12 protein-coding genes are annotated in these 13438 nt (G+C 42.4%); 6 read left to right on the top strand and 6 right to left on the bottom strand.

Annotation, left to right across the window (positions count from 1 at the left end; genetic code table 11):
* The gene (locus P1X15_RS20935; RefSeq protein WP_277340084.1) at nucleotides 1-480 is read right to left on the bottom strand and encodes a C40 family peptidase; all 480 of its coding nucleotides are present in this window, start codon (nucleotides 478-480) and stop codon (nucleotides 1-3) included.
* Nucleotides 481-963: 483 nt separating this feature from the next.
* Between P1X15_RS20935 and P1X15_RS20930 the strand changes: the two genes are divergently transcribed.
* From P1X15_RS20930 to arsN2, 3 genes are all read left to right on the top strand, one after another.
* Nucleotides 964-1383 (top strand): DoxX family protein, encoded by a 420-nt coding sequence (locus tag P1X15_RS20930; protein WP_277340083.1) that lies wholly within the window; start codon nucleotides 964-966, stop codon nucleotides 1381-1383.
* Nucleotides 1384-1469: 86 nt separating this feature from the next.
* Entirely contained in the window at nucleotides 1470-1796 is a 327-nt protein-coding gene (locus tag P1X15_RS20925; RefSeq protein WP_277340082.1) for a helix-turn-helix transcriptional regulator, read from the top strand.
* Nucleotides 1797-1831: 35 nt separating this feature from the next.
* Nucleotides 1832-3163, top strand: coding sequence for an arsenic resistance N-acetyltransferase ArsN2 (gene arsN2 / locus P1X15_RS32535; protein ID WP_310586039.1), 1332 nt, complete (start codon nucleotides 1832-1834; stop codon nucleotides 3161-3163).
* Between the two features lie 53 nt (nucleotides 3164-3216).
* On the opposite strand, the gene P1X15_RS20910 is transcribed toward arsN2, so the two are convergent.
* Together P1X15_RS20910 and P1X15_RS20905 are read right to left on the bottom strand one after the other, a co-directional pair.
* Nucleotides 3217-4155 carry a hypothetical protein gene (locus P1X15_RS20910; protein WP_277340081.1) on the bottom strand — a complete coding sequence of 313 codons (939 nt, stop codon included), beginning with the start codon at nucleotides 4153-4155 and terminating at the stop codon, nucleotides 3217-3219.
* The gene (locus tag P1X15_RS20905; RefSeq protein WP_277340080.1) at nucleotides 4127-4801 is read right to left on the bottom strand and encodes a hypothetical protein; all 675 of its coding nucleotides are present in this window, start codon (nucleotides 4799-4801) and stop codon (nucleotides 4127-4129) included. The genes P1X15_RS20910 and P1X15_RS20905 overlap by 29 nt, the downstream gene beginning before the upstream one ends.
* A 286-nt stretch (nucleotides 4802-5087) precedes the next feature.
* On the opposite strand from P1X15_RS20905, the gene purL reads away from it, so the two are divergent.
* A complete protein-coding gene (gene purL / locus P1X15_RS20900; RefSeq protein ID WP_277340079.1) occupies nucleotides 5088-7334 on the top strand; it encodes a phosphoribosylformylglycinamidine synthase subunit PurL in 2247 nt (748 codons plus the stop codon).
* Nucleotides 7335-7408: 74 nt separating this feature from the next.
* Here the strand turns inward: purL and P1X15_RS20895 are convergent, their stop codons facing one another.
* Complete coding sequence (locus P1X15_RS20895; protein WP_277340159.1) at nucleotides 7409-8743, bottom strand: Gfo/Idh/MocA family protein; 1335 nt, start codon at nucleotides 8741-8743, stop codon at nucleotides 7409-7411.
* An 89-nt stretch (nucleotides 8744-8832) separates the two neighbouring features.
* The gene (locus P1X15_RS20890) at nucleotides 8833-10272 is read right to left on the bottom strand and encodes a DUF1080 domain-containing protein (protein ID WP_277340078.1); all 1440 of its coding nucleotides are present in this window, start codon (nucleotides 10270-10272) and stop codon (nucleotides 8833-8835) included.
* 301 nt (nucleotides 10273-10573) lie between these two features.
* Between P1X15_RS20890 and P1X15_RS20885 the strand changes: the two genes are divergently transcribed.
* Entirely contained in the window at nucleotides 10574-11659 is a 1086-nt protein-coding gene (locus P1X15_RS20885) for an endonuclease/exonuclease/phosphatase family protein (RefSeq protein WP_277340077.1), read from the top strand.
* Here P1X15_RS20885 and P1X15_RS20880 read toward each other — a convergent pair.
* On the bottom strand, nucleotides 11644-12387 hold the full coding sequence (locus P1X15_RS20880; RefSeq protein WP_277340076.1) for a hypothetical protein: 744 nt from the start codon (nucleotides 12385-12387) through the stop codon (nucleotides 11644-11646). The genes P1X15_RS20885 and P1X15_RS20880 overlap by 16 nt on opposite strands.
* A gap of 203 nt (nucleotides 12388-12590) precedes the next feature.
* Between P1X15_RS20880 and P1X15_RS20875 the strand changes: the two genes are divergently transcribed.
* A complete protein-coding gene (locus P1X15_RS20875) occupies nucleotides 12591-13436 on the top strand; it encodes a serine hydrolase (RefSeq protein WP_277340075.1) in 846 nt (281 codons plus the stop codon).
* Nucleotides 13437-13438: the final 2 nt, after the last annotated feature.

The raw sequence follows: 13438 nt of genomic DNA, 5'->3' as shown, positions 1-13438 counted from the left end.
TTATTTTACGACGCGCCTTACGCCCATGTATCTTTTTTGGTAATAATCGGCGTGCAGAAAATCATAGCGAATTCCACCTTTCCATGCCGAATGTATAAACTTGACGTAGTTTTTGCCCACTTCTACAATCATGCCTACGTGACCAATGCGAGCACTTTGGGAATTGTGCCCTTTAAAAAATATCAAGTCACCCGCTTTGGCTTCACCTAGGGCGATTTCGACACCATGCGAAATCTGAGCAGCACTTGAATGAGGTAAGTAATAACCAAACTTGGAGAAGCAATATCTGACAAATCCTGAACAATCAAAGCCTTTGGGAGAACTGCCTCCACTCCGATAGCGATAAGCGAGATGTTTGTGGGCAAACTTCAATAAATCGCTTATGACGGGAGTATGGTCAGTGGAGTCAGCGGCCGCTTTTTGGGCGAAAACACCTTGCGAGAAAATACATAATACAAGTACTAAAAGTAGTTTTTTCATGTATGTCTTGGGGGTTTATTATGTAGCCAGAAATGGTACAATAACAATGCCAATAACGGCAACAAAAAGGATAAAACCAAGAATTTGCTAGTTTATTTTATGTCTGATTGAGATACCATGTGACTAAGTAAGCAGTAATGTCTTAAAATGATTTTTGGCGTTTTTTAGAGAAAAAAGCTTCTTAAGTTCTTGGTATTTAGATTGATATAATATTTTGTGCGGAGATTCTTCTGGGCATTTTTATAATGAAAAAGAGAATATTTTGCTTAAAATATTTTTTGGAGAAACAAGTAGATTCAAATACCTCATTTGCCAAAATAAGAGGGCTTTTGTGAGAAACAAAGCCGATGAGTAGTCTACTATAAACCGTGGCGATATGCCGCAAAAACCATACCGTTTTTTAAACAAAATTGCTTGATAATTTGTACTAAAATAAGATAAAGCGAGTTATAGAAATATAAAAAAAACGTAATCAGCCAACGAATGAATTCCTTATTAAAAAACACAGCTATTGCTACTTTGACAGATATATGGTTGCTTTTGCTACGGGTATTGGGGGGCGGTTTCATGTTTTTAGAACATGGGCTTCCCAAATGGCAAAAACTCATGGCGGGAGGTACTATTAAGTTTAGAGACCCATTACATATTGGCACTTACCCGTCACTTCTATTGGCTGTTTTTGCGGAAGTTTTCTGTGCGCTTCTGCTGTTATTGGGTGTTAAAAGCCGTTTGATGAGTATCCCCCTTATGATTACAATGATAGTAGCCGCTTTTGTGGCTCACAGCGACGATCCATTTGCGAAAAAAGAAGCGGCATTGTTATATTTATTACTCTACGGAACCATCTTTGTTTTTGGGGGAGGTAAACATTCTATTGATGGCTTGCGGGAGCGAAACCGCTAAAAGTGAAGTGCTTGTAAATTTTTTAACGGAAAATATTTTTGTTTTAATTTTTATCGTAATATTGCGATGAATTATTGATTTAACACATGGGACTGTCCAAAACAGAAGTTTTTACAGACAAAGAAAACCGTATTGCAGATTTAGCAAAGGCCTTTGCTCATCCTGCAAGGGTAGCTATTTTGCGGTTGTTGGCTCAAAAAAAGGCCTGTGTTTGCGGAGATTTGGTCGATGAACTGCCTCTTTCTCAGGCCACTGTGTCACAGCATTTAAAAGAGCTTAAGCGTATTGGCATCATCCAAGGGAGTATAGAGCCTCCACGTGTATGTTATTGTATCAATCAAGCAGTTTGGGAAGAAGCTGAAGAGGCTTTTGGAGCTGTATTTGGGCTTTTAGTGAAAACAGGCTGTTGTTAAATTTTTTTGCCATCAATCATCGTAATATTACAATCATGAATGCTGAACAAGTGCTTAAAGAACTGGTACGCGAAAAATACACGGAAGTCGCGGACCAATCAAAAAATCAAAATGCTGCCTCTTGCTGTGGTTGCGGGCCTAGCTGTAGTTCCGATGAAGATTTTATTGGAATCATGGCCGAAGATTACACCAAACTGAGTGGCTACGTGGCTGAGGCTGACTTGGGACTAGGATGCGGCCTGCCTACCCAATTTGCCCAAATCAAAAAAGGAGATACCGTGATAGATTTGGGGAGTGGTGCAGGCAATGATGCCTTTGTAGCTCGTACGCAAGTGGGAGGGGAAGGCAAAGTAATAGGTATTGATTTTACGGAAGCAATGCTCAAAAAAGCCCGTATCAATGCCGAAAAACTGGGTTTTAATAACGTCGAATTTCGCTGGGGCGACATCGAAGAGATGCCCGTCAGCGATGGCATAGCCGATGTAGTGGTGAGCAATTGTGTTTTGAATTTAGTTCCTAACAAAGCACGTGTTTTTGAAGAAATCTATCGCGTACTCAAACCACAAGGTCATTTTAGTATTTCGGATATAGTATTGGTAGGGGAGCTTCCGGCAGGCCTTCAGCAGGCTGCTGAGATGTATGCAGGCTGCGTGGCGGGCGCTATTCAAAAAGAATTGTATTTGGGGCTGATTCAAAAAACAGGCTTTAGCAATATATTATTACAAAAAGAGCGGGAGATATCCCTTCCTGATGAAATTTTAGGCTCTTTTTTGTCGGCAGCAGAAATAGCCGAGTTTAGACAAAGCGGTACAGGTATTTATAGCATTACGGTCTATGCCGAAAAGCTTGGCATTATTAGCCCCTCAGTACAATTTAACAAAGCAAAAGCGTCTGATTTTGAGTTTGTTGTGGAAATACTAAAATCAGCAGGGCTACCTACCGAAGATATCCAACCTACTTTGCCCTATTTTTCGATAGCATTGGCTAACGATAAGCTTGTAGGAGTAGCTGGGCTCGAAATATACGGTACGTATGGATTATTACGTTCGGTCGCAGTTTTGGAAGACTTTCGCAATTTCAAAATTGCACATCGCTTAGTCAATGGCATTTTCAAAGAAGCTCGTTTAGAGGGAGTTAAAGAAGTATATTTAATCACCACAACCGCCGAGAAGTACTTTGAAAAAGAGGGTTTTGAACAGGTAGATAGAAGCAATATACCTACCGAAATCGCACATTCGTCTCAAATAAGCAGCCTATGCCCAAGTTCGGCGGTAGTGATGAAAAAGAAAGTAGAAAAGCCTAAAATTGAACTAAACAATCTGACTTCCACCGCTGCCTGTTGCAGCCCTGATGCGGGTTGTTGCTAGTGTTTAAGATAGTATCGTGCCCGTGATATATTCACGGGCTTTTTGATAATGCACTATATTTTGTTGAAAATTGCGAGGAGGGATTTCTTTGCGGCGCTATCTGGCACTTTTGCTAAAACTGCACGCCATTCATTGGCCAATTTTTTGGTTGACTTTTGATCCGCTGCGTCCATTTCTTTGATGCTGTCGATAGGAAGAGAGCCTAATTCTTCTTTTAAATTATTGACAAAAAAAGCAGCGTTTTTGCCATTCGGATGCTTTTTTAGGTAATTGCCAGCTTTGTTCATGGCTCTTTCAAGCACACATACCCAATAGCCTTCACATTCTCCTCCTATTTCTAAATTGCTCGCTTCAAAGGCTACCTGCTCTTTGATGGGGGTATTTGTTGGGAGGCTGCTTTCCAATTTCCAAAGAAGTTGAGGGTCAAGAAAATAGCCTGCATTGCCATAGTCGGAAAAATAAACATAGTTTTTGTGAGTGCTTATCCAAGTTTTCAATTTGGTATTATCAGGCTGAACAGTACGAGCTATTTTCTGAATACATAGCAACCGATAAAGTTCTAATTCTGCGAGTTGAAGGGAAGTGAAACTTTTGTCATTTTTGAGATTCGTAATCCATTTTTCTACTTCGAGGTTGGGACTGCTCTCTTCTTCAGGGCGCAACATATAGGCGCGTGCCACCGCGAATAGAACTGTATTGAGGGGCTTTTGGTCGATTATTTGTGCTTGACTGCTACCAATCCATCCTATCTTGCCCGTACTGCTACTCACCTTGAGGGCTTTACCATTGGAAGATTTTTCTAATAATTTTACACTACTACCGATGGTAATTGAGCCATTAGTTTTATCAGTCAATGAAGGCTCTTTGTAGAGAAAAGTGAGCGGGCGTGTAATCACCCATTCTTGAGCATTGGCACTATTTAATAATCCCCAAAAAAGAAAAATAGAACATAGCATTCCCTTCTCAAATATAAATGTCTTTATAAATAGCATATTGGTTGGGTTTGAAAGATTTAAGTTTAAAAAGTGGCTTTTTCCCAATATTGAAACGCGACACTTTGTCGTTGGTTGCTTTGCCATTTTCTGGCTCAAGCCATTGACCTTGGGTTAGCTCACCTACGCCAGTGCTGAGATTGAAGTCATACTTACGAAATTGATTGTTGTGGGTAGAGGCACTTGTATAAGTGGCACCAATCAAAGCCCAGTCATTGTTTTGGAAACGCCAACGATAATCATAGCCCCAGCGGTCGGCACTACCGCCGTAAAACTGCACCAATAAAGTGCCGCGTTCGATGACCAATCCTGCCCAAGGGTCGCCAAAGATTCCTCCTTCGTTGGAGAGCAAAATAGATTCGTTGGATTGCACTGAAAGCTTGTAGCTGCCGTCAGTTTGTTTGAAAGCTACCCATAAGATTCTGGGTTTTTGGTCGTTGTCAGTTTCTTTGAGATTTTTCACAGTGCCATCACTTTCAATGACCACCGCGAGGTCGGGTAAGTTATCTTTGTTTAAATCACCTACCGCTTTTTCCAAAACATGCCAACCTTTGGGGACAAATGACTCGATTTTGGTGCCAGAAGATGGTAAAATAGGATATTGATAAATGTGAAAAAACAACAAAAAAAACAATGCGTTCATCATGTAAAAATCAAGTTTTGCCAAAAATATACGTCAGCGATTCTTTTTGCAACATCCTCTTTTGTAATGACCATCTGATTTTGCTCGTCTTTGTTCTCAGGGCTGTTTGGAGTGGCATGTATTGCTTAAAATGCGCGATTTGGGCGGGTCACAAACATAAATATTCTTAAAGTTGGAAAATATGTTGAGCCTCTCCGTGCTAAATCCTAACTTTGCAGCGTGATATAGTCACATAATCGGTGTCATTGTGGCACTGTTGGTTAATTTCTCAATTACAAATCCCCCACTCGTGGAACACGTCGAACAACTTCCTACCGTCGAAACTGCCAAGAAATTGGGTATTCTTCCCGAAGAATTTGAACAAATCAAGCAGATACTAGGCCGTACGCCCAATTTTACCGAATTGAGTATTTTTTCGGTGATGTGGTCTGAGCACTGCTCTTATAAAAACTCTATCGTATGGCTCAAGACTCTCCCGCGCGACTCTGACCGAATGCTTGCCAAAGCTGGCGAAGAAAATGCTGGCCTGGTAGATATCGGAGACGGGCTGGCTTGTAGTTTCAAAATCGAATCACACAATCACCCCTCTGCCTTGGAACCTTATCAAGGAGCTGCCACGGGGGTAGGTGGTATCAATCGTGATATTTTTACGATGGGTGCGCGTCCGATTGCACAGCTCAACTCTTTGCGTTTTGGGGATCCCAAATTGGCCAAAACAAAGTGGCTCGTCAAAGGAGTCGTCAAAGGAATTGGTGATTATGGCAATGCTTTTGGAATTCCGACGGTGGGAGGAGAGGTGTTTTTTGATGAATGTTACAATACCAATCCCCTCGTCAATGCTTTTTCGGCGGGGATAGTCGAAGTAGGCAAGGTAGCCAAAGCCATTAGTTATGGTGTAGGCAATCCTGTGTTTATTGTAGGCTCGGCTACGGGCAAAGACGGAATTGGCGGGGCGAGTTTTGCCTCAGAAGATATCTCCGAAAAATCGACCGAAAAATTGCCGGCGGTGCAAGTAGGTGACCCTTTTATGGAAAAACTACTTTTGGAAGCTACCCTCGAAATCATCGAAACAGGCTATGTAGTAGGTATTCAGGATATGGGAGCGGCAGGTATCATTTGCTCTACTTCCGAAATGAGTGCCAAAGGTGAGCACGGCATGGTGATTGACTTAGACAAAGTACCTACCCGTCAAGCCAATATGAAGGGCTGGGAGATTTTGCTTTCGGAGTCGCAAGAGCGGATGCTAGTGGTGGTAGAAAAAGGCAAAGAAGACATCATAAAGAGTATTTTTGATAAATGGGATTTGCACTGTGCGCAGATTGGCGAAGTGGTAGAAGGTGGCAGATTGCATTTCTTCCAACACGGTGAGCTTATCGCCGATGTACCAGCGCATGACTTGGTACTGGGTGGTGGAGCACCTCAGTATCACCGCGAATACCGCGAACCGGCTTATTACCAAGAGTTTAAAAAGTTTGATGCTCAGGCTATTCCTGATGTAGCGGGAGAGGAGATTGCAAAAGTGGCTAAACATCTTTTGTCGCACCCCAATATTGCTTCTAAAAAGTGGGTATATGAGCAGTATGACTCTACGGTAGGCACGGCCAACCGTAGCACTAATCGCCCTTCTGACTCAGGGGTAGTACGTATCAGAGACGTAAAACGCCCCCATTATCAGAAGTCAATTGCAATGACGGTCGATTGCAACGCTCGCTATGTAAATGCTGACCCTTTTGTGGGGGCGCAGATAGCCGTGGCTGAAGCGGCTCGTAACCTTGTATGTACGGGTGCTGAGCCTTTGGCGGTTACAAACAACCTTAACTTTGGTAATCCATACGTGCCAGAAGTTTATTGGCAGTTTGTGAATGCCGTAAAAGGAATGGGCGAAGCCTGTAAAAAATTCGGCACGCCAGTGACGGGCGGAAACGTAAGTTTTTATAATCAATCTTCAGACGACGGACCAGTCTTTCCAACACCAACCATCGGGATGATTGGGTTGATTGAAAAAACCGAAAATCAGATGACTCTTGATTTTAAAAATGAAGGTGATTTGATTTATTTGGTCGGTCAATCTCAAAACGACATTGCTTCTTCTGAGTACTTATATTCTTATCGTGGGGTAAAGGCATCGCCTGCGCCTGCCTTTGATTTGGATGAAGAATTTGCGCTTCAGCAGGCTGTCGGTACTTTGATAGAAAAACAATTGATACAATCAGCGCACGATTTGTCGGATGGTGGTTTGTTTGTGGCTTTGGCCGAAGCAGCCATGCCGCGTGGTTTGGGCTTTGAAATTACTTCAATGGACGATTACCGCAAAGATGCTTTCTTGTTTGGAGAAGCACAAAGCCGTGTGTTGGTGAGTGTTAGCCCAGAAAAACAAGCCGAATTCCAGCAGATTGTGGGTGGTACGCTCAAAACTCCCCATGCTTTATTGGGGAAAGTGACGGCTAAAGGTTTTGTAGTTGATGGTCAAACGATTGTTAGTGGCGAAGAAGCCAAAGACTTGTATGATAATTCGTTGGGCAAAATAATGGCCTAAATGAATGCGATTTAGTACTCATAAAAATAGGCGGCTCCCACAAGAACCGCCTATTTTTTGTAAATATCAAATTTCTAGTATTTAAACGGTTTGCCTCCCGCCAATACTTCCTGACTTTTTTCATCAAAAGTAACACGCTGCCCTGTGCGGTAAGCGGCATTGGCCATAATCGTCGCAATCGAATGCTGATAACCTGCCTCGATTGGAGCATTGGGCTGCTTGCGACTACGAACGCATTCCATCCAGTTTTTGATGTGATTGAAAGTGAGTTCATCTCCGCCAGTGTTGGCATCAGTTGCTACTTTTACTCCTTCTAATTTCATAGGTTTGAGCAAATTGGCACTTAGCCCCATGGCTTTGGCTTCGCGCTCGCGCAAGCCTCCCGTATCGCTGATTTCGTTGGTGTCAAGGTTAATCATCCCTCCGTTTGAATAATAAAGCTCTTTGGTTTCGCCAGCAGAGTTAGAGAAACGGCTCGTAAACTGTACTTGAAAACCCGAGGTAGGGTCGTTGAGTGGGCCATAGTCAAACACTACTGTAAGCGTATCGGCGTTGGTACGACCGTCTTTCCATTGATAAATACCGCCATTGGCAACCGCCGAGCGTGGGTGAGGCAAGCCACTAAACCAGTGTACAGTATCGATTTGGTGACTCATCCATTGGCCCGGAATCCCTGACGAATAAGGCCAGAAAAGACGATATTCGAGGTATTTGCGAGCATCGAAGGCTGTCTTGGGACGATTGAGCTGATAGCGTACCCAATCTACATCCGATTCTTTGAGGGTTTTGGTAAGTTCGGTGCGGCGCCAGCGGCCAGGCTGATTGACGTTCCACATCAATTCTACCATCACAATAGGCCCAAACTTGCCCGATTTGATAAATTCATCGGCTGCCCAATAGTTGGCGCCGCTACGGCGTTGTGAGCCAATCTGCACAATTTTGCCAGATGATTTCACGGCTTTCAACACGGCGCGGTTGTCTTCCATAGTTTCGGCTAGGGGCTTTTCGGCATATACATCACAGCCTGCTTTTACTGCTTCAATGGTATGGAGGGCGTGTTGGAAATCAGCAGTACTCAAAAACACCGCATCTACGATGCGTGCATCATACATTTCTTCGTTGTTACGGAATACTTTTACGTCTCCGCCCAATTGTTTATCCAAAAATGCTTTCCCTTCTTCGCGGCGACGATTCCAGATGTCGGAAAGTGCCGTCATTTCAAAGTTCATTTTTTTAGACAATTCCTTGAAAGGCCCTACGTGCGAAGCACGGTGGCGATCAGAGAATCCCACTACTCCCACGCGTACGCGGTCGTTGGCTCCGATGATTTTTGAATAGCTAGTAGCCGACATAGCAGTTGCGGCACTTGCTAGTACTGATTTTTTGATAAAGTCACGTCTTTCCATGATATAAGTGAATATGCTAAGTTGAAAATTAGGTAATGATTGCTTACAAAAATGAACGTTATTTAATGATACTCCAAAAAAGGAGGGTTAGGCTATTTTAGCTCCCTAATCTTGATACTCCGATAGCTGACTACATCGCCGTGGTCTTGGAGTAAGATGGGGCCTTTTTCGGCCGAACCAAATTTGTCGCCCCATACGGCATATTTACTGCGCTGAACGAGGGCCTTGAAAAAGTCTGAGTTTCGGGTGTATTCTACTACTTTGTAGCCGTTGAGGTAATGCTCCACGCGGTTGTTGGGGTAGACCACAATACGCCCCATGTTCCAATCGCCAATCTTTTTGATTGAATTTTTTCTGGCACCTACTTTGTCGGCCGGAATGAGGTCATATAGCGAGCCAATGGTACGATTTCCGCCCGCGCCCATTTTGGCGTCAGGGTGCTTGGCATCATCCAATACCTGAAACTCTAAACCAATCGCCGAACCTTTTTGGGCATGTTCGGCAGGTACAACCATCGGTTGGCCGGGTTTGAACTCGTGGGTATATTGGAGCAACTCGCGTACAAAGTATTTTACGCCCGAGTTGGCACCTTCGGTAAGCTTAAATTGAAATGTAAGTTCGAAAGCGCCAAATTCGTCAGTAGTAATGATATCGCCGCCGTTGGTAGATTCGCCACCGTCGCCTTTATCGACCGTCAAAACACCATCTTTGATGTTCCAGCCACTTTTGGGAAATTCTGTTTTGTAAGCGCCACGCCAGCCTTTGGTAGTCTGACCGTCCCACAACAAACGATAGCCTTGTGCTTTTTCGGCTTCCGAGATATTGTTGACCATCCAGTTTTCGATACGAATATCACTGGCAGGCGAAGGCTGCAAATTGGTAGTTTGAATGCGTACATTTTTCCAGCGAACTTGCTTTCCAGCTTCATTGGCGCGATTGCCTATGGAGTGAACTTGCAAGCAAATAAAGCCGCTTGGGGTCAAATCGTCGATTACATGCGAAATCTCGACTCCATTCACAAAAGTACGAAGGCTGTTTCCAATGGCTTCAATGCGGTATTTGTTCCATTGGTTGTTACGTAAAAATACCCCTTTTGATTTGGGATTGGCATCGGGTACATATAGCCATCCACGGCGTGCTTCGTCATAGATGCCCCCCGAATAGTCACGGTCACTGGCGTCGATTTCCATTTGATAGCCATGCACACGCCCATTGTTGTAGTCAGGTTTTGATAATGACCGAAACTGAATTCCCGAGTTGAGACCTTCATCGACATTTACCTCACATTCAAAAATGAAATCGCCGTAATCTTTTTCGGTAGTCAAAAAGGAATTGGGAGTATTAGGAACTGCCGTACCGACAATCACGCCATTTTGCACTTCATACTTGGCTTGGCCATTGAGCTGTTTCCAGCCTTTGAGGGTTTTTCCGTCAAAAAGAGGAGTCCAGTTGTTTTTTTGTGCCGATACACTTGGAATCAGTCCAACACTCAGAAGAGCCATAAAAGCTCCCATCGCAAATAACTTTTTCATTATTAATATTTAGCTTGAATAATAGTGGTTCAATGCAAACCTGACTCTTCCCTCGGGCTTTGACAGGCTTTTATCTTCTTGATAATAAGATACAAGGGGGGGCTTTCTACCCTGACAAATTTTGTAAGAATCGTGCTTTGAGGAGATTAAATCCATTTTTTAGAAATAAAAAGCCCTCTTTCTATTCTTTATTTTGGGAAAATAGGGTGACATTTTTTACGTTTTCTATCATACGATTTATCAACTGAGAAGTGTTTACTTTGTAACTAGAATATAGACTTTTTAACTCCCATTTTGCCCGATGAAATTCAAAACCTCATTTTTTACTCGATTATACCAACTATTTTTAGGATATACATTGCTGATATATGCGTTGGTATATTTTGCATTTTCGGGGCATTGGCTGGTGGGTTTTTTGATGATATCTTTACCTATCGTACTATTGATTCATTTAGGGTTTTGCCTTTTTTGGCTTTTTTTCAAACCTCGCAATGCCCTACTACCCGTCGTAGGTTTACTGTTGAGTTTCCCTTTTTGGCCCCGTACTTTTGGTTGGCACTCAGCTCCTGAGCCATCAGAAAACGAAATTTCGGTGATGAGTTACAATGTCATGTCTTTTGATGTGGGAGGGTATTTAAATCAAAAAGAACTTTCTAATGCGCGGAATCTGATAGCTTGGACTAGGAGTAAAGAGGTAGATATCAAATGTTTACAAGAATTTTATAACAACAGTAAAAGTGAGTATTTCAATACCTTAAATCAATTTAAGGCAGTCAATCACCCCTACCACGCCTCCCTTTATGGAAGTCCCAATCAAAATGAGCATAATTACTTTGGGTTGGTAATTTTGTCGAAATATCCAATTGTAAAGAGTAAAAGCCAAGTATTTGACAATCAGAATGGAATGGTATATGCCGATATTAAGATTGAAAAAGACACAATCAGGGTGATCAATGTACATCTTCGCTCCATGATTGTCCGCTTTGGCGGAATCAAAGAAGCCTATAAAGGGAAAGATTATCAACAAGGAAAATCCGAAACCCGTAAAGTATTAGGTAAGCTTAAAAGAGGCTTTATTCACCATGAAAAAGAAGTCGAACAACTCATGGAATGGATTAACCAAAGCCCACATCCTGTGATGGTTTGTGGCGACTTCAACGAAACCCCCTACAACTATGCTTATGGACAGGTCCGTAAACGTTTGTCCAATGCTTTTGAAGAAGCAGGTCGGGGCTTTGGTTTTTCGTATAAAAATGCGCCTAAATTTATTCGGATTGATAACCAGTTTTTTGACTCTAAAAAATTTGAATCATTGGATTTTCAGACATTTAGTGAGGTCAAATACTCGGATCATTATCCGATTGTAGGGCGTTATAAGTTGTTGTAATACTCAAAGACCTTGGCCAAATTGGTACGAGATTTGAGATTGAGGCTATTGGATTTGATGAATTTCTCAACATCATCGGCCCGGTCGGCAAGGGCATCCAATACTTTTTTCTTAGAGGTCGTCAGTGGAAACAGTGTATTGCCTTTGACTACATAGTATTGGCTTGTTTTGACGAGTTTTGTGTCTTTGCTGCCTACCGAGAGCGCTTCGTTGTAGTTGGGTTTGATGATATTTAGTTTAGTAAACTCTACAAGTGAGATTCGTCCGCCTGCCACTAATTCCACAAAACCTTGAAGGTTGTCTTCACTTCGGAAACTTTTGGCGTTTAGAAAGATACGCCGTTGGGGAGATTCTAGGGTAAAAAAACGAATCTGATTGCCCTTGACAGCTCTAATATCTTTGGCATCATTGGCTTTGAGTTCTAACTCGTTGGTATATAAATCTAGGCGTAAAGGTATATTAGCGATACTGTCGCCTTCGCGTCCGGGAGCACCTATCTTTTGAAATAATTTGACGCTACCTAGTGTCCAAGTTGAATCTAGGTAAGAATCACCAACCACTCCTCCTTTGGGACCTTTAATATCAAAAAAAGCAAGACTTGTATTGGTAGCGGCCATCACTGCGAGCCCTTCACGATTGATAGCATCGCGGGTAGTTGCGTTGATTTGTTGGGCGATGCTTGTGAGAGAAAGCCCAACTGACAAAAAAAGGATGTTGATGATTTTCATGGTGAGTAGTAAATAAAAGGTGGTTGGTAAAAATATATATAAACTTGCTAATTGTCATAAGTCTTTTGAAATAACGAAAAAAATAAAACGACTGAAACCCGAAAACTAGTCCTAATTATTCTGTTTTTATAATTAAAGCTTTAGGGGCATGCTTGATTTTTTTGTTGGCTCTGTGTAAGTTGTCGCCCCAAACCCTCCCCCTTATGCGTTACTGGATAGTATTGTTTGGTTTTATGCTTCTTTTTTATGAAATAAAAGGCCAACAAAAGCCCGATTTTGCGCCGCTTGAGACGTATCTTATGTCTTTTTCCTCCAAAATGCGCATCAATATCCAAGTTGAATCTTTGGACGGACACGTTTATTTCAGTCAGCAACCTCAAGAAATGGTACCTTCTGCGAGTGTCATCAAAATTCCGATTTTAGTAGAATTGATGGAGCAAGTAAAAACGGGACGTTTTCAATTAGAAGATAAATATATACTCGCCGATAGTGACAAAGTGGGGGGCTCTGGCGTCCTTTCTAAACGCATGGCTGGTGAGGAAATGAGTATCGACGAGCTTGCTAGGCTTATGATGATTGCAAGTGACAATACGGCAACCAATGTTATCATCCGAAAAGTGGGAAGAGAGAATATCAACCAACGTAGCAGAAGTTTGGGGCTAGAAAGTTTACAGCTCAACCGGCTGATGATGGATACCGCTGCGGTGGCTCGAGGTATTGATAACTATGTCACCTGCCGTGATATCAATACCCTTTTGAGGCTTATTTATCACCAAAAAGTAGCTACGCCCATGTTGTGTGAGCGTATGATGGGTTTTTTATATGAAAATCAGGATACGCTGACTCTTCCACGACTTATTCCAAAACACATCAAAATCGCCCATAAAACTGGCGGTTTGGCTTATGTAAGAGGGGATGCGGGGATTGTTTTTGGTGAAGTACCTTTTGTGATTTCGGTATTTATACGAGATACTAAGGTGGAAGAAGCTGAAAAAATGTTAGGCGAAATTGGGGAGATTTGTTTTGAAATTTTGAATAAAAATAACTGAAC

This window comes from Runella sp. MFBS21 (genome assembly GCF_029433105.1).
GTDB lineage: Bacteria > Bacteroidota > Bacteroidia > Cytophagales > Spirosomataceae > Runella.
Note: the sequence above shows the minus strand (reverse complement) of the source record. Positions and strands in the feature narration are given on the sequence as shown.